The 17,823-nt window shown below is 61.5% G+C and carries 13 protein-coding genes; 12 read left to right on the plus strand and 1 reads right to left on the minus strand.

From position 1 onward, the window contains the following. The 5 genes from QRN51_RS12875 to iolG all read left to right on the plus strand — a co-directional run bounded on the left by QRN51_RS12875 (window position 1) and on the right by iolG (window position 7,718). Complete coding sequence (locus tag QRN51_RS12875) at window positions 1-1,767, plus strand: hydantoinase B/oxoprolinase family protein (protein WP_284990245.1); 1,767 nt, start codon at window positions 1-3, stop codon at window positions 1,765-1,767. Window positions 1,768-1,903: 136 nt separating this feature from the next. Then, window positions 1,904-3,046, plus strand: coding sequence for a Gfo/Idh/MocA family protein (locus QRN51_RS12880; protein WP_284990246.1), 1,143 nt, complete (start codon window positions 1,904-1,906; stop codon window positions 3,044-3,046). A 198-nt stretch (window positions 3,047-3,244) separates the two neighbouring features. After that, window positions 3,245-5,200, plus strand: coding sequence for a 3D-(3,5/4)-trihydroxycyclohexane-1,2-dione acylhydrolase (decyclizing) (gene iolD, locus QRN51_RS12885; RefSeq protein WP_284990247.1), 1,956 nt, complete (start codon window positions 3,245-3,247; stop codon window positions 5,198-5,200). A 16-nt stretch (window positions 5,201-5,216) separates the two neighbouring features. Further along, window positions 5,217-6,572 (plus strand): NAD-dependent succinate-semialdehyde dehydrogenase, encoded by a 1,356-nt coding sequence (locus QRN51_RS12890; RefSeq protein WP_284990248.1) that lies wholly within the window; start codon window positions 5,217-5,219, stop codon window positions 6,570-6,572. Window positions 6,573-6,710: 138 nt separating this feature from the next. Next, the gene (gene iolG / locus QRN51_RS12895) at window positions 6,711-7,718 is read left to right on the plus strand and encodes an inositol 2-dehydrogenase (RefSeq protein WP_284990249.1); all 1,008 of its coding nucleotides are present in this window, start codon (window positions 6,711-6,713) and stop codon (window positions 7,716-7,718) included. Between the two features lie 78 nt (window positions 7,719-7,796). On the opposite strand, the gene QRN51_RS12900 is transcribed toward iolG, so the two are convergent. Further along, on the minus strand, window positions 7,797-9,008 hold the full coding sequence (locus QRN51_RS12900; protein WP_284990250.1) for a Gfo/Idh/MocA family protein: 1,212 nt from the start codon (window positions 9,006-9,008) through the stop codon (window positions 7,797-7,799). 204 nt (window positions 9,009-9,212) lie between these two features. Here QRN51_RS12900 and QRN51_RS12905 point away from each other — a divergent pair, with 204 nt between their 5' ends. The 7 genes from QRN51_RS12905 to QRN51_RS12935 all read left to right on the plus strand — a co-directional run bounded on the left by QRN51_RS12905 (window position 9,213) and on the right by QRN51_RS12935 (window position 17,773). After that, entirely contained in the window at window positions 9,213-9,968 is a 756-nt protein-coding gene (locus QRN51_RS12905; RefSeq protein WP_284990252.1) for an SDR family NAD(P)-dependent oxidoreductase, read from the plus strand. 85 nt (window positions 9,969-10,053) lie between these two features. Beyond that, window positions 10,054-11,814: an IlvD/Edd family dehydratase gene (locus tag QRN51_RS12910; RefSeq protein ID WP_284990253.1), complete on the plus strand. Its 1,761-nt coding sequence runs from the start codon at window positions 10,054-10,056 to the stop codon at window positions 11,812-11,814. A gap of 154 nt (window positions 11,815-11,968) precedes the next feature. Next, entirely contained in the window at window positions 11,969-12,862 is an 894-nt protein-coding gene (locus QRN51_RS12915) for a D-2-hydroxyacid dehydrogenase (protein ID WP_284990254.1), read from the plus strand. A gap of 138 nt (window positions 12,863-13,000) precedes the next feature. Then, window positions 13,001-14,461, plus strand: coding sequence for an APC family permease (locus QRN51_RS12920; protein ID WP_284990255.1), 1,461 nt, complete (start codon window positions 13,001-13,003; stop codon window positions 14,459-14,461). 392 nt (window positions 14,462-14,853) lie between these two features. Further along, window positions 14,854-15,738 carry an ATP-binding cassette domain-containing protein gene (locus QRN51_RS12925; RefSeq protein ID WP_284990256.1) on the plus strand — a complete coding sequence of 295 codons (885 nt, stop codon included), beginning with the start codon at window positions 14,854-14,856 and terminating at the stop codon, window positions 15,736-15,738. After that, entirely contained in the window at window positions 15,735-16,724 is a 990-nt protein-coding gene (locus tag QRN51_RS12930; protein ID WP_284990257.1) for an ABC transporter permease, read from the plus strand. Before QRN51_RS12925 ends, QRN51_RS12930 begins: the two co-directional genes overlap by 4 nt. 116 nt (window positions 16,725-16,840) lie before the next feature. Further along, on the plus strand, window positions 16,841-17,773 hold the full coding sequence (locus QRN51_RS12935; protein ID WP_284990258.1) for a sugar ABC transporter substrate-binding protein: 933 nt from the start codon (window positions 16,841-16,843) through the stop codon (window positions 17,771-17,773). Window positions 17,774-17,823 lie beyond the last annotated feature (50 nt).

Consider the following 17,823-nt stretch of genomic DNA (forward strand, 5'->3'; position numbering starts at 1 on the left):
GTGACGCGCGAATTCGATCCTGTGAAGCTCTCGGTACTTGCCAATGCATTCGACGGCATCGTCCGAGAGATGACGAATGGGCTGCTGCGTTCTGCCCGCTCATCCGTGATTAACACTGCGCGAGACTTCTCGTGCGCGGTGCTGACCGCAGACAACCAATTGCTCGCCGCAGCTGAGGGCGTGCCCGTGCACGTCTTCGGAGCCGGGCCACTCGGCGAGGACATGGTGGAACTTCACGACGACATCCGTGAAGGTGATGCGTTCCTCCACAACGACCCCTATCGGGGCAACTCCCACGCCGCGGACCACGTCATCCTGGTGCCCATCTTTATCCAAGGGCGGCACCTGTTCACCGCCGTGACGAAGGCCCACCAGGCTGACTGCGGCAACTCGCTTCCGACGACGTTCTACGCGACGGCGCGCGATGTCTACGAAGAGGGGGCCCTGATCTTCCCCTGCGTTCGGGTACAGCGAGACTACACCGACATCGACGACATCATCCGCATGTGCCGGTCCCGCATCCGCGTTCCTGAGCAGTGGTACGGCGACTACCTCGCATCAGTCGGCGCCTCTCGTATCGCGGAGCGCCGGATCCATGAGCTCGCAGAGAAGTTCGGTGTGGACAGCCTGGTGGATTTCGTGGATGCGTGGTTTGACTACTCAGAGCGTCTGGCGGTCAGCGCGATCGAGACCCTGCCGGAGTACGTCCTCCACGGCTCGACCTCGCACGACCCCTTCCCCGGGACGGGGCCAGACGGTGTGAAGCTGCAGGCAACAATCTCCGTGAAGCCCGCCGAGGGCCGCATCTCCATCGATTTGCGGGACAACCCTGACAACCTCCCGAACGGCCTCAACCTCACGAGGGCAACGGCCACCGGTGCAGCGCTAGCCGGGATTCTCTCCGGGATCCCGGAGAACCTGCCGAGCAACGCTGGGACATTCCGGCGCATCGAGGTGCTGCTGCGTGACGGCTGCGCAGTGGGGGTGCCAAAGCATCCCTATTCGTGCTCATCCGGCACAACAAACCTCGCCGATCGCGTCGTCAACATCGTGCAAGCGGCGTTTTCACAGATCGACGACGGCTATGGCACTGCGGAGGGCGCAGCCGGGCAGGCGCCTGCGAAGTCAGTGATCTCGGGCATCGATGAACGGAACGGCAATGCGTACGTGAACCAGATCCTGGTCGGCGGCGTTGGCGGTCCTGCGACTCCCTACGTCGATGGATGGCCAACCTACCAGCGACCGGTATGTGGCGCCCTTCTCTACCACGACAGCGTCGAGGTAGACGAGCAACGCTACCCGATTCTGATCCACGAGCGCACTCTTGTACCCGATTCAGGTGGCGCTGGCCGGCAGCGCGGCGGACTTGCCACTCGAGTGACGATGGAACCACGGGCCGAGGCCGTGACGCTCACATACGGTCTTGAGGGCAAATTTAATCCGCCCAAGGGGGTTCGCGGCGGTCAAGGCGGCGCGGTGCCGGCAGCCTGGGTGGAGGATCTCCAGAGCGGCGAGCGTCGCGAAATTCCCGTCGTCGGCCGTTACGATCTTCGGCGCGGGGAGAAGATTGTCTCCATCACGCCGGGCGGCGGTGGTTACGGTGACCCGCTGGAGCGTGACGTGCTCGCAGTGCTCGACGATATTCGCGAGCGGCGAGTCTCTACAGAGGCTGCGCTTGAGGTCTACGGTGTGGTTATCGCGGACGGCTGTGTCGACGAAGAGGCAACCGCAGCGGTACGTGACGAGCGACTGAGCCCAGCGTCTTGAACTGACGCGATTGGCCCCGGCGACACTCGGACCGTTGCCGCAACCATCGGTCGCGGAATGCCGCCGGCACCCGCTTCCGGGGCGGGGAGAGTTCCTCGCCCCGGAAGCTTTCAAATAACTAGTGACGGAGATTTTAATGGAACCCATTCGAGTCGGCATCATCGGCGTCGGAAATGTTCTCAACCAATACCTCGACAAGATCGGGGTGCATCCCGACGTCAAGGTCGTCGCACTGGCGGATGTCAACGCCGAGGCAGTCAGAAAGCGTGCTGCGGAATACGCGGTTCCGAAGGCACTCTCGCCCGAGGAATTGCTTGCTGATGACGAAGTTGAACTGGTGCTCAACCTGACACCGCCGAAGCTGCACGCACCGGTGACTTTGCAGGCGATCGCCGCCGGCAAGCACGTGCTCTCCGAGAAGCCGTTTGCGACGTCGCTCGAGGAAGCGGAACAGATCCTGGACGCCGCTCAGAAGGCGGGTGTAAAGGTGGGCTCGGCTCCAACGACCTTCCTCGGATCGGGCATGCAGACGAGCCGTAAACTGATCGACGACGGCTGGATCGGTCGACCTGTCGCCGCATTCGCCTCGTTCGCTTGCCGCGGCTACGAACACTGGCACCCGAACGTCGATCCTTTCTACAGCCCGGGCGCCGGTCCGATGCTTGACATCGGACCGTACCTCATTACCAACCTGGTGAATTTCTTTGGGCCCGTCAAACGGGTTTCGGCTTCCGCTCCGCGCTCGTCGGAAACCCGTCCCCGCCCCACCAAGGACGGAGGATATGACGGCGTCATCGAGATCCAGACCCCGACCCACGTCACGGGCACGATCGATTTCGAGTCGGGCGGCGTGGCCACCGTGATCGTCAGCTGGGACGTCTGGAACCACAACCTACCGCACCTCGAGATTTACGGGACCGGGGGCTCCATCGCGGCGCCGAACCCGGATCATTTCTCAGGTGCTCCGATATTGCGCCGCGGTGAGCCTCGCGACTTGGCGCTGGACATGACGCCTCCCGGCGGTGGTGACTGGCGCGAAACCCCGATCACGCACCGAGACGACGCGTATCGCGGTATCGGACTCGCCGAGTTCGGCCATGCGATCCGCAACGGGGTCGAGCCGCGCACGGGTGGAGCGTTCGCCTATCACGTGCTGGAAGTGCTGCTTGCTTTCGAGAAATCGTCGCAGCTTGGCCGACACATCGACATTGAGAGCACGTGCGAGCGACCACGCCCGCTGCCTTCGGTCGGCCCTCACGAACCGTACCGTTTCGACTGATCTCACTGTGCGCCCCGGACCTCCCGGGGCGCACTCGTCTCTTGGCTGCGGTGATCCGTGGTGGGCAGTGCTACTAAATTCCCGCCGCCGTGATCCCGTATCAAAGTGGGACACAACGTCCCATTGCGGGGGTGCCAACCTGATCTAAGGACGAATCGGCTCGGAAAGCCGACGTACCTTCAAGACTGAGGAGAATTCATGACCAGCACAGCAGCCGTCGATACTGGCACTGACATCGAGACCAGGAACGTCCGCCGACGCACCGTCGCGCAAGCCATCGTTGAGTACCTCCAAGTTCAATACAGTGAACTGGACGGGGAACGCAGGCGCCTGATTCCCGGTATGTACGGGATCTTCGGCCACGGCAATTCCGTTGGCCTGGCGCAGGGGATCGACGAATACGGCGTTGACTTCCCGCACTACCCTGGGAAGAACGAACAGTCGATGGTCCACGCGGCGATCGGCTACGCGAAGGCCACTAACCGTATGTCGACGCTTGCATGCACCGCTTCAGCCGGTCCTGGCTCGACGAACATGGTTACCGGCGCGGCCACCGCGACGACGAATCGGCTTCCTGTCCTCCTGTTCCCCGCAGATATCATCAACAATCGCTTCGGGGATCCGGTGCTGCAGCAGATCGAGCATCCTATCGAGCGCGATGTGTCCTCCAATGACTGCTTCCGTCCGGTCAGCCGCTATTTCGACCGGATCACGCACCCCGCGCAGCTGCTCTCGACGCTTCCCGAGGCGATGCGGGTCCTGACCGATCCCGTCGAGACCGGGGCCGTCGTCGTCTGCCTACCGCAGGACGTCCAGGGTGCCGAGTTTGACTTCCCCGAGTCCTTCTTCGCGCCGCGAGTCTGGCCGATCCGCCGCAGGCCCGCGACCGAGGATGAGGTTATGGACGCTGTTGAGATCATCCGCAGCGCCAAGCGCCCGATCATCGTCGCCGGAGGCGGCGTCCGCTACTCCAAAGCGCAGGATGAGCTCGCCCGGTTCAGCATGGAATTCGGAATTCCGGTGACTGAAACCTTCGCCGGAAAGGGCAGCGGTCCCCTCAGCGATCTCAACCTCGGTGGTCTCGGTGTCACCGGCACTGTGGGCGCGAACCAGATCGCGGATCAAGCTGATTGCGTGATCTGCGTGGGCACGCGGCTGCAGGACTTCATCACAGCGTCGCATTCGGTCTTCCAGAACCCCCGGGTGAAGTTCGTTCACCTCAATGTGAACTCCTTCGATGCCCACAAGATGGGCTCGTACCCGGTGGTGGGTGACGCGAAACTGTCGCTCAGCGCGCTGCACGCGAAACTGGCCGCCAAGGGCTATGGGGGCGCCAAAGGTTACGGCAGCGAGATTGCCGACGCGCAGCAGGCCACACTCGAGCGGCTCGAACATGACCTTCAGGATTTCCCGGGTGAAGTTATGAGCCAGGCGCAGGTTGCCCGCGCGCTCAACGAGCACACCGGTGCCGACGACGCTCTCATTCTCGGTTCCGGCGGCGCTGTCGAACTCGTTCACAAGTCGTGGGATCCGTCGAACGGCACTGAGATCCACTTCGAGTACGCCAATTCCTGCATGGGTCATGAGATCCCTGCAGGTCTCGGTTATCGTCTCGCGACGCCCGACGCGCCAGGCGACGTCTTTGTGTTGATCGGGGACGGCACCTACCTCATGCAGCCGACGGAGTTGGTCACGGCCACGCAGGAGCGCAAGAAGATCGTCGTCGTTATCATCGACAACCGGGGTCATCAGTGCATCTGGCCCCTGCAAGTCGCGAAAGGCGGTCCGGACGCTGAGTTCGGCACCCAACTGCGTGAGAGGAACGACGCGACGGGCCGTCTTGATGGGCCCGTGGTCGACGTCGATCTCGCTGCGAACGCCGCGAGCATGGGCTGCGTGTCCTGGACGGTGACGACGATTGATGAGTTCAAGGCGGCACTCACTGAGGCGCGTGGGGTCGAGGATCGGCCTGCCGTAATCGTCGCCCGGGTCGAACCGTGGCGCTACCTCTCCGGCAATGGAGCGTTCTGGGATGTTGGAGTGCCGATGACCTCGGGGCGTCCGGGTAACCAGGAGGGTACGGCAAAGCACGAGCTCGGTCGTCAGCGTCAGCGCTTCTACGCCGCGACGACCGCGCCCGGCGAGACCGAATAAAGGGGAGAGGGTCTATATGTCTACGTTTACTGTCACCAACCCAGCGACCGGTGAGACTCTCGCCGAGTATCCGTCCGCCACGGCGGCCGAGGTAGAGGCCGCACTGAGCGACACCCACCGGGTGTATCGCGAATGGGCTCGCACAACGACGATCGCCGAACGGGCGGCGCTTGCGCAGCGCTTGGCTGAGCTCTTCGTGGAGCGCAAGGACGAGCTCGCGGCTATCATCAATCGCGAGATGGGCAAACCCGTTGCACAGGGTGTCGGAGAGGTTGAGTTCACTGCTTCAATTGCCTCTGCATTCGCGAAGAATGCCGAAGAGTGGCTCGCAGATGAGGCGCTCGACGTCGAGGACGGCCTGCGGACGTTCCTTCGCTTCCAAGGCACAGGCGTCATCCTCGGCATTATGCCTTGGAATTTTCCGTACTACCAGGTTGCCCGTTTTGCGGTACCGAACCTGATTCTGGGCAATACGATCATCCTTCGGCACGCCAGCCAGTGCCCGGAGTCTGCGCTAGCGCTCGAGAGTCTCTTCCGCGACGCGGGCTTCCCCGAGGGGGCCTATGTCAACTTGTTTGCTACGCATCAACAGATCGCAGACATGATCGCCGACGACCGGGTGCAGGGTGTCTCGCTCACCGGCTCCGAAGGTGCCGGGGCGATCGTGGCCGAGGCCGCTGGCCGGGCGCTCAAAAAGTGCGTGCTCGAGTTGGGTGGAGCAGACGTATTTCTCGTGCTCGACACGCAGGATGTCGACTACGCCGTGACCCAGGCTGTCGGCGGACGGATGCTGAACACGGGGCAGTCCTGCAACGGCTCAAAGCGCATCGTCGTGCTGGATAAGTACTTCGACGAGTTCGCCGAAAAGTTCAAGGCGGCCATTGCCGGGCAGTCGTACGAGGCCAGCGATTTCGGTCCGCTCGCTTCGGCCTCGGCGGCGCGGGACCTCATCGGCCAGGTCCAAGGAGCTATCGATCAGGGTGCCGAGGTACTCGTCGGTAACAACACCCCGGATGGCAACGTGTTCACGCCGACGGTGCTCGGCGGCATTACTCCTGCGATGGACGTGTATAGCCAGGAGCTGTTCGGTCCGGTCGCTCAGCTCTACAAGGTGTCAAGCGACGAGGAAGCGATCGAGCTCGCCAACTCCTCGCCCTACGGCCTCGGGTCGGTCATCATTTGCGATGACCGCGAGCGTGCCGAACACGTGGGCAACCAGCTCGACGTCGGCATGGTCTTCATCGGCGCCACAGCCCTGTCCGGGCCGGATGTACCGTTCGGCGGCGTGAAGAAGTCGGGCTACGGCCGTGAACTTGGCAAGGTCGGCATGCTGGAGTTCGCCAACAAGAAGCTATTCCGCTTCGCTGACTAGCTCTGCCTCAGCAAAGCACAAGGGGAGGTTCGGAAGGAGCCTCCCCTTGTGCTTTTACGTGGTTCGCATTCCGCTCGCGGGTCTCACAAGTCACCCCTGCGCGCGCAACCGGCAGTTCATCATGAAAGGAGACGCTTTATGGCGCAGAATCCCGTCCGCTTCGGACTCATCGGAACCGGCCGCATCGGGCAGGTCCACGCTGCGAGCATCGCAGCGAATCCCCAAGCCGAACTGGCTTGGGTGGCTGACCCGTTCATAGACGGCGCGACGGCGGTAGCCGCACGTTTCGGCGGTACCGTGACGGACTCACCCGGAGAGCTCATCGAATCGGGGCAATTGGACGCCGTGCTTGTGGCATCACCGACCCCCACCCACGTTGATTTGATCGAGGCTTGCGTCGATGCGGGCCTGCCCGTGCTCTGTGAGAAGCCGATCGACCTGGATATCAAACGCGTCGATGCACTCCGACCGAAAGTCGCTATGAGCGGGGTGCCCGTCGCGCTGGGATTCAACCAGCGCTTCGACCCCAGCTTCGCGAGGGTTCATGCACGGGTTCAGGCCGGCGAGATCGGCGAACTCGAACAGCTCACGATCATCAGCCGCGATCCGGGGCCTCCGCCGGCCAACTACATCGGAGTCTCAGGCGGAATATTCCGCGACATGACCATCCACGACTTCGACATGGCACGCTTCTTCGTTGGCGACATCGTCGAAGTGAGCGCGACGGGAGCGCAACTTTTCGACCCGGGCGCACGCGAGCACGGCGACTTCGATACTGCGGTGGTTACGCTGCGCGCCGCCTCGGGCGCGGTCGTTACCATCGTGAACTCCAGGCGCAGCCCATTCGGCTACGACCAACGTCTCGAGGCATTCGGTGCGCTAGGCATGCTCCAGGTAGGCAACCTGCACTCCAACCTCGTGAGCTTCTCGTCAGCCCCATCAGTCGAGGCAAAAGAGCCATACGTCGAACCCTTCATCGAACGGTACGCCCAGGCTTACGCACTTGAGCTGGCCGAGTTCATCAAGCTTGTGCGTGGCGCGGCGTCCAGCAGCCCGGGTTTCGAAGATGGACGTACGGCGTTGATGATCGCCAACGCCGCGCAGCGTTCGGCTGAGGAAGGCGTTGCGGTGCGGATTTCTGAATAACGCCTGCTAATGGAATGTCAATCAAAAGAACAGACCCCCGGCGCACAGCGCTCGGGGGTCTGTTCTGCTGAAGCCCGATTAAGACTTAGCGTCGAGGAGCTCCGGCGTTAACCCATAGGTCGTCTCACCGGTGACTCTCGGGATCTCCACCCAGGCACCCGACTCGGCGCTGCGTAGCGAGGCGTCCACGAGTTCAGAGGCCGACCAGCCGTCGGCGGTGGAGGGGGCCAGCTGCTTGCCTTCGATCACAGATCGCAGGAACAGCGAAGCTTCGATGGTCTTCAGATCGTTGAAACCGATTCCGGGACCAGCATTGGGCTGGAATCGACCGAATTCGCCGAAGGACTTGTCGGCCATAATGGTGCGGTATCCGCGGGGGTCGTCGGCAAGCTCGAGTTGGTTCATGCGCTCGAAGTTCCAGCGCAGGGACCCCTTGGTGCCGTAGACCTCAAGGATGTACTCGGCATGCGGGCCGACAGCCACACGGGTCGATTCGAAGAAGCCGATGGCACCCCCTTCGAAGCGGGCGAGCATGGCAGCGTAGTCCTCGTTCTCCACCTTTTGCATGGTGTTCGACGCCGTGCCCTTGTCGAAGCTGTTCGAGGAGGTACCTGCCGGGAGGGGCCGCTCTTTGATGAAGGTCTCGGTCACCGCGTTCACGGACTCAATGCGGCCGACGAGGAACTGCACTAGATCGAAGCCGTGCGAAAGGATGTCTCCCAGCACTCCGGAACCGGCGCGGGCCTGCTCGTAGCGCCACGTGAACACCTGACCCGGATCCGAGGCATAGTCGGTCAAGAGGCGCATCTGCACATTCGTAACGCGGCCAAGAGCTCCGGAACGGATGAGGCGACGGGCCTCTGCGATGGCCGGGACATGGCGGTAATTGAAGCCGACCGCGGTGAGGAGTCCTGCGGCCTCCGCGCCTTCGGCGATCTCACGGGACTCGCGTGCGCTCCGCCCCATGGGCTTCTCAATCCAGAAGTGCTTGCCTGCCGCGATGGTTGCCAACGCGATTTCGTGGTGCAGGAAGTTCGGAGCGCAGATTGAGACGACGTCGACATCGGGGTGAGCGAGAACGTCGCGGTAGTCGGTGGTGGTCTCTCGGTAGCCGAGCGCTTCCTCCGCGTGAGTCCGACCGGCGCTGTCCGGGTCGGCTGCGATAACAAGTTCGGGGTGTTTCTGCAGTTCGGGGAAGAACTGTTTGGTGGCGAGATAGGCACGCGAATGCAGTCTCCCCATCCATCCAACTGAGATGAGGCCTACCCCAATACGATTTTGGTGTTCCAACGGGACTCCTTCGTCTTTCTCCTGGGTTTGAATGATGACCCTCCGCGAGCCGGGTTGTGCCATCTGGATCTCAGCCTAGGGAGCCAGCCTCATCTTCAGGTGTCTCAATGTGGAACAGGCCCGGCGGCTTTCACACTGGTCTAGTGGTACAGGACAGTCAGTCATGCTGAGTACAAGGGAGTTCCGTCAACCATGATGAAACGCATGCATCCGATTCTGCCCGAGCAGGCGCGGGTTTTGGTCACGGGTGCCACCTCCGGGGTTGGCGAGGCCACGGCACGGCTCTTCGCAAGCCGCGGTGCGAGCGTCGCCCTGCTCGCCCGGCGGCCCGACGAGCTGGAGCGAGTCGCCGAGGAGATCGGGGAGCGTGCGCAATGGTTCGTCGCCGACGTCTCAGACGCCGGCTCCGCGATTGCCGCAGTCCGGGCCGCCACCCAAAAGCTCGGGGGTATCGACGTCGTTGTGAACGCCGCAGGCGTCGCGGGATACGCAACCCTGGAGGAGTTGGATGAGGACCTATGGCATCAGGTGATCGACACCAACCTGTCCGGCACGTTCTACGTTTCGCGCGAGGCCGGGCTAACCATGAGGGCGGCCGGCGGGGGCAGCATCATCAACGTCGCCTCCGATCTCGCGACGATGGGGGTTGCGGGGCTTGCCCACTACTGTGCCGCGAAAGCCGGCGTCGTGGGGCTCACCAGGGCGTTGGCCATCGAGCTGGCACCGCTCGTGCGTGTCAATGCGGTCTGCCCCGGACCGATCGACACCCCTATGCTGAGGTCCGGTCTCGACCAGGAAGACGATCCTGCTGAAGCGTTGCGGCAGAAGGAATCCACTGTTCCTCTGAACCGGCTGGCGAGCCCCGAAGAGGTGGCGCGCGCGATCTACTTCCTGGCTGTGGAGGGATCCTTCGCCACAGGAACGGCCATGGCCTTCGACGGTGGTACGTCGGCGGCTTGACCGCCGCGGTATCCCGCCACACTGTTTCCCGCGCGCTGGTGCGCGTATCCCCATAAATACGAGAGTCCAAGGAGCGTTCATCGCTATGCAAGAGCCTGATACCAGCAACCTTCGCAGTGCACGTTGGTTTGCCCCGCACGATTTGACCGGATTCATACACCGGACCGCGATCCAGGCAGAGGGGTTTTCGGGATTCGCCATCAAAGGCCGGCCGGTGATCGGCATCGCGAACTCCTGGTCTGAACTCGTGAACTGCAACATCCACTTCCGGCTCCTTGCCGACGCCGTGAAGCGTGGGGTGCTGCTCGCCGGAGGCCTGCCCTTGGAGTTCCCAACAATCTCACTCGGTGAGAGCCTCATGAAGCCCTCCGCGATGCAATTCCGCAACCTTATGGCGATGGATGTCGAGGAATCAATCCGTGCCTACCCGCTGGATGCCATCGTGCTGCTCGGTGGGTGTGACAAGACAGTTCCCGCGCAGCTCATGGGCGCCGCAAGTGCGGATGTCCCCGCGATCATGCTGACAGGTGGACCCCAGGAGCCGGCACACTTCCGGGGGCGCCAACTGGGTGTCGGGACCGACACCTGGAAATACGCCGACGAACTGCGGGCCGGTAAAATCACGCAGGCAGACTTCGACGAACTTGAAGCCTCTGCAAAGCCCTCGGCCGGGCACTGCAGCGAAATGGGCACTGCTTCGACAATGACTTCCATCGTTGAGGCGCTCGGCATGTGCCTGCCCGGCACAGCCTCGATTCCGGCAGTTCACTCGCGCCGTGGCCAGGCGGCCGAGGCGACCGGCCGACGGGCGGTCGAGATGGCGCTCTCTCAGGGGCCCAGGCCGAGCGAAGTACTGACCAAGGAAGCCTTTGACAACGCCATTACCTTGCTCATGGCGGTCGGGGGTTCGACCAACGCGGTTGTGCATCTCCTTGCATTGGCGCGTCGGGTTGGCGTGGACCTGCCGCTCGATCGATTCCACCAGATCTCGGAGAAGACCCCTCGGATCGCGAATGTGCGCCCCTCAGGGGAGCACCTCATCAAGCAGCTGTTCGAGGTGGGCGGTATCTCCGCCGTGCTCAAGGAGCTGGACCCCCTGCTTCACTCCGACGCTATTACCGTCACCGGCGAGACACTGGCGGAGGGCTACGCATCCGCTCCGACACCCGACGGCAAGGTGATCAGCACTCTCCATGAGCCTTTTGACCCTTCAGGTGGGATCGCCGTCGTCCGCGGATCGCTTGCCCCGAACGGAGCCGTGATCAAGCGCAGCGCCGCCTCACCTGAACTCCTGAAACACCGCGGAACGGCAGTAGTCTTCGACGGAATCCATGACCTCGGCCTTCGGATTGATGATCCCGACCTGGACATCACCGAGGACTCGGTGCTCGTGCTGCGTAACTGCGGTCCCGTCGGCGCCCCAGGCATGCCTGAGTGGGGCATGCTGCCCATTCCCGAAAGGCTCCTGCGCAGGGGAATCCGCGATATCGTGCGGATTTCGGACGCACGCATGAGCGGGACCGCCTTCGGCACAACAGTCCTGCATGTGGCCCCCGAGGCCGCCGTTGGAGGTCCCCTCGCAGTAGTGCGCGACGGAGACCCCATCGTGCTCGACGTGGAGAACCAGCGGCTGGACCTTGATATCCCTGCAGAGGAGATTGAGCGTCGACTCGCAGAGGTGAAGCTGCCGGAGCCAAGGTACCGCCGTGGGTATGGCCGCTTGTTTATTGATCACGTGCTCCAGGCCGACGAAGGGTGCGACTTCGACTTCCTGCAGGGCCTTCCCAATGAGGAATCGCAGCGGATTCCTTACGGACTCACGAGCGGTTGGCAGGGCGGCTGGTAGCCGTACCGACGGTAGCTTGAAGCGGCGTTGCCTCACATCGCGGGGCGGAACGGAAAGAAAAAGCATGTCTCAACCAAGAGCTATAGTGATTGTTCCACCGGGCAGGCCCGTGCCCCCGGTAGAGCGATTGAAAGAGGAAGCCGAAATTGTCATCGTGCGAACAGCCGACGAGCTTCGGGCAGCGCAGCCCGGCGCAGAGATCCTGTTCCTGAACGATTTCCGGAGTAATTTGTTGCGCGAGGTCGGACCCGGGGAGCTCCGCTGGATCCACACGTCAAGCATCGGGGTGGATGCCCTGCTGACGGAAGAGATCGTGTATAGCGACATTGTGGTCAGCAACTCCCGAGGGGTCTGTGAACGACCCATTGCGGAGTGGATCCTCGGAGTGCTTTTGATGTTTACGAAAGATCTGCGCAGGACGATAGAGCTCCAGCAGCAACGTCAGTGGCTTCACCGGGAAACGGAGCCGCTCCTGGGCCGGAAAGTGCTGGTGGTGGGGCCAGGGCCGGTGGGCCGGGAAACCGTGCTGCTGCTGCGGGGCGCCGGGATGGACGTCACCGTCGTCGGGCGTTCGGCGCGGGAAGACTCCCAGCTTGGTGCCATTTCCTCCTTCAATGACCTTGATCGCTTGCTCGGTGAGGCCCAGGACGTCGTACTCACTCTTCCGCTGACGGAAGAGACGCGTGGCCTGTTTGGCGCGGACCGCATGAAGCGGATGCGGCCTGGTGCCAGGCTGGTCAATGTTGGGCGCGGCGCGGTAGTGGTGGACCAGGATCTCATCGATGCCGTCGATTCGGGGCACTTGGGCGGAGCCGCCCTCGACGTCTTTGAGCAAGAGCCGTTGCCAGAGCACAGTCCTTTCTGGAATAACAGCAACATTCTGGTTTCGCCACATGCCTCGGGGGATCTAGTCGGCTGGCGGGGCCGCGTCGTCGACTGCTTCGCCGAGAACCTGCGACGCTGGAAGGCGAACGAGCCACTCCGCGATGTGGTGGATCTTTCGAAGCTCGGCGTGACGGCACCGGCGCTGAGGGTGGACGGACCTTGATTCGGGTCTTGGCGGCAGCCTTTCACAGAAGAATCTCCGGGCTATCGCGCGAGTAACTGTTTCATGCTGGCACAAAAATGCCAGAACTGAGACCGCTACTCTGATTCAACACTTAAGCTATTCAGTGACGAGGATTACATGAGCACCACAACAAACGACGCGACCAACGCGTCACGCAAGACACAGGAACATCGGCTCAGCGGCAACATGGGAGTTGGCGAGCTGGTGATGAGCGTGCTTGCGTTCTCCTCACCGTTGACCACGGTCGCCGGCTTTATCCCGGTGTTGCTGATGTTCAGCGGGCACACTGCCCCGGGCATCTATCTCGTGCTGACGGCAATGCTTCTCATCTTCTCCGTGGGATTCGTAAAAATGAGCCGGAGCGTCCCGAACCCCGGAGGGTTCTACGCCTTCGTAACGGCTGGCCTCGGCAAGCCGGCCGGTCTGGGAGGAGCCTTCCTAGCACTCTTCGGCTACATGTTCATCGGGTACTTTGCTCCGCCGCTGTTCGCGGTGACGCTGCAGGGATTCGTCAAGAGCACCCTGAACGGCCCGGACATCCCGTGGTACTGGTACGCACTCGGTATCATCGTCGTGACGACGGCACTGGCCTACCACAGGATCGACCTTTCGGCGCGGGTGCTGACAACCGTGATGCTCCTCGAAGTCACTGTTGTAGTCATATTCGATATCTTCTCCTTCGCCACCAGCGGGGCCAGGGTAGAGCATGGCCTCGGTTTCTCCATGCCGTGGCTTACCGACGCCGGACTTGGGCTGGCGCTGCTCTTCGCCGTTGGAAACTTCTTCGGATTTGAGGCCACGGTGATCTACCGGGAGGAGGTCAAGAATCCCGAGAAGACCATTCCGAGGGCGACATACCTCGCCGTGGCCGGCATCGGCCTGTTCTATGCCATCGCAGCCTGGGCCTATGTTACGTTCGTCGGAGCCGACAACGTTCAGGCCGCCGCAGAGCAGAACACCGTCAATTTGTTCTTCGACTCCGCCTCCGCCCTGGTTGGCAAGATCTTCTCCGATATAGCCACCATCCTCCTGATCACCTCCATCCTGGCGTCGATGCTCTCGGTCCAGAACATCGCAGCCCGGTACAGCTTCTCGCTCGCAACGGACCGGGTGCTGCCATCCGCCCTTGGACGAGTCCATCCCCGCCACAAGTCCCCGTTCATCTCTTCGCTGGCCATTGGCCTCATTTGGGGCGTGGCGACGGTGATCTTCTCGGTTTTGGGAGTCTCGCCGGACAGTCTGTATCCCATTGCAAGCGGCAGCGGTAGCTTCGCGGTCCTGCTCTTGATGTTCATAACGAGCCTCGCGGTTTTCGTTTACTTCTTCCGTCGCCGCCGCTCGGAACGGGAGCTGTTTTGGCAGACGATCGTTGCACCCATCATCAGCTTCATATTCCTTGGGGTCATCACCTATCTTTCCATTACCAATTACTCCGAACTCATTGGGGGGTCTACCCTGATGACAGTCATCTTCATGACCGTTACCTTCGCACTCTTCTTTGGTGGCATTGGCTACGCATTCTTCCTTCGCTCCAAGCGACCCGACGTGTACGCCCGGCTTGGCCGTCAGAAGATCTGAGCGAGGAGAACCTCTGTGCTCACGGTTCCGCAATCGTGGGGCGGGACCTGAACGGGTAGTGCCGAGGCCGGTTGCGTGCATTCGGCCTTTATGAACTGCTCCCCTGGAGCTGGACTGAGAAATCAGTTCTGGCTTGCGGGGGAGCAGTTTTGTATTTAAGCGTTCGTTGCCCGAGGCGCATTCGACATCGGGGCGAGATGTTCCAAACTGGCACACGTGAGTATGACCACCGTCACTCATAGTTTCTTACATGAAGCGGTAAGACTCCGGAACGCTGGAGCAGACGCTAGGGCGTCGTGCCGTATCTGCACATTCTGAATCGGCTAATCACTGGCGCATCTGCTTCACCAGTTCAAATTCATGGCCATAGATCTATCAATCACGAGGATGAGATGACCGAAGCACCACCTGTGACCCCTCCTTTGGTCGCACTCAAAGATATACAGAAGACATTCGGCGCAGTGTCCGCTTTGCGCGGAGTGAGTATCGACGTTCAGCCAGGCGAGACATTTGCACTGCTGGGCGACAACGCGGCAGGCAAGTCAACGCTCATGAAGGTACTCACCGGCGTGTATCAGCCGGATAAGGGCACCATCGAGATGGATGGCAAGCCCACTGAGTTCCACACCCCGTCGGCCTCCCGAGACAAAGGGATCGAGATGGTGTACCAGGACTTTGCCCTCGCGGACAACCTTGATGTTCGTACGAACATCTTCCTTGGACGCGAGCCGCAGAAGAATATTCTCGGTCCGCTGCTCCGAATCATCGACAGGAAGAAGATGGAGGCCGAGACCAATCGCGTGCTCGCGCGTCTGGACATACCGATTAATCCCCGTCTCAAGGTGAAGCGACTGTCGGGTGGGCAACGCCAAGCCGTCGCGATCGGACGCGCCCTTGCCTTCGACGCTCGACTCATCATCATGGATGAACCCACCGCGAACCTCTCAGTCGCCAAGGTGGACAAGCTCATCGAGGTCACGCAGAAGCTCAAGGACCTGGGCATCGCTGTCATTATCATCACTCACCGGCTCGACGAGGCGTTCGCAGTGGCCGACCGGTTTGCGGTCATGCGTCAGGGCCAGATCGTTGGTAGGTTCCGCACCGGAGAGATCTCGGAGACGCAGGTTGCGCATCTGATCTCACATGGCACACTCGACGGCTACACCGATGTAGAAGTCCCCGTGGAGCGCCGCAAGATAGGGAGCACTTCGCTTGCCACGGTCAGCGGGCCGCCGGCCGATGAGTTCGACTACTCAACGAACAGGAGCGACTCGTGACAAACACGATTGCAGTCATGCTGGGCAAACCGAAACTGGAGGAAGGCTCACGATCTACCAAGATCAAGCGCTTCATCGGTGACTATGGAATCCTGGTGTTTTTCGCCCTCATTCTGGTCTTCCTCGCCATGGCGGCCCCCAACTTCCTGACGCTTAATAACCTGGTAAATGTCGTTCGACAGTCCTCGATTATCGGACTCATCGCCCTTGGCATGACATTCATCATGATCACTTCAGGCATCGACCTTTCCGTCGGATCGGTCGTCGGCCTGGCCGGAATGGTGTTCGCACTCTTCGCTCCATCAACTGGCGAGGCATTCTGGTGGCCACTGATCGCGGGACTGGGGGTGGGCTTGCTCGTCGGTTTCCTGAGTGCAGCACTAGTCGTTTGGGGAAAAATCCTTCCCTTCCTCGCGACGCTTGCAACGATGGCGATTGCCCGCACTGCGGCCCTCGTCATCACGGGCGGCCAGGTCGTCTCCGGGCTGAGCGGCCCGGGCGAATGGATCGGGTCGGGTTTCATCGGCCCTATTCCGATCCCCGTGGTGATTTTCGTACTTGCCGCCGTCGTGTGCGAGTTCGTGCTGGGCCGCACGAAATTCGGCTCGCACGTTTACGCAGTCGGCGGTAACGAAGAGTCTGCGAAGAAAGTGGGTATCTCGACGAATCGAGTGCTCCTCGCGGTGTACCTCATCGGCGGAGTAACCGCTGCCCTCGGCGGCCTGGTGCTCACTGCACGTCTTAACGGTGCGGCCCCGGTCGCCGGAACAGGGTACGAGCTTCAGGTGATTGCCGCCGTCGTGATTGGCGGAACCAGTCTCTTCGGCGGCGTCGGCACGATCCGCGGAACCGTGGTCGGCGTGCTCCTGCTGGGCGTTGTGATGAACGGCATGAACCTGCTCGGAGTCTCCTCCTACTACCAACAAGGCATGCAGGGAATCATCCTGGTCCTCGCGGTGCTGCTGAACCGTTGGAAATCGGATTGATCGACCGGAACAAATTTGCTACTTCCCGAATATGAACAACTTAACCCCTCCATTACACAAAAACAACGAAAGGAACACCTATGAGAATGCAACGACGCTTCTCTGCTGTCGCTGCAATGCTGGCGGCAGGCGCACTTACCCTGAGCGCCTGTTCTGGCGGCGCTACCGCAGGTAGCAACAATTCAAGCGGCAAGACCTTCAACATCGGGGTCGTTGTTCTCGACCTGCAGGACCCGGACCTCGCACAGATGACGAAGGCCATGGAGCAGACGGCCAAGGATGAAGGCGTCACGTTGCACATTACCGACGCCAAGAAGGACGTCGGAACTGAGCTCAACCAGGTTGAGGACCTGCTCACTAAGCAGGTTGATGCGATCATCTTGCAGCCTCTCGACGGAGAAGCCAGCCAGACTGCGGCCAAGCGCGTCACCGAGGCAAAAATCCCGCTGTTCATCCTCTCGACCGAATTCGCACAAGGGGCGAACATCGACTACAAGAGCTACATCGGCGTCGACGACACGCTCGCGGGTGAAATGCAAGCCGAGTACATCAACAAACTGTTCCCGAATGGCGGCAACATTGTATTTGCCGCAGGTACCTACGGCGCCTCATGGACTGACCGCCGGAAGTCTGGCTATACAAGCAAGATCAACGCCAACATCAAGACCGTCGCCGAATTCCAGGCTCAAGGCACCCGAGACGTCGCCAAGCGCAACATGGAAGACACGCTGTCTCGGTTCGGCTCCGGCAAGATCGACGCCGTGGTCGCAAACAATGACGAAATGGCCCTCGGCGCCGCCTCAGCTATTTCAGACGCTCACCGTACCTCGGAAATCAAGGCTGTGGTAGGCGTCGATGGTACTGAACCTGGTTTCCAAGCCATCAAAGACGGAACCATGACCGCTACCGTTCGCCAGGATTCAGCTGGGCAGGGTGTCAAGGCCGTACAGGTCGTCACTGACTTCCTCAAGGGCGGGAAGATCGAGAACCGTTACACCCTCCCGTTCACGCTGATCACGAAGGACAATCTGGCTGATTTCATGAAATAGCATCGGCGGCTCGGATTCGTGCGGGAGTGCTGCGCTGACAACCACTCCGC

The sequence above is a fragment of the Arthrobacter sp. efr-133-TYG-120 genome (assembly GCF_030209785.1).
In the GTDB taxonomy this organism is placed as follows: Bacteria; Actinomycetota; Actinomycetes; order Actinomycetales; family Micrococcaceae; genus Arthrobacter.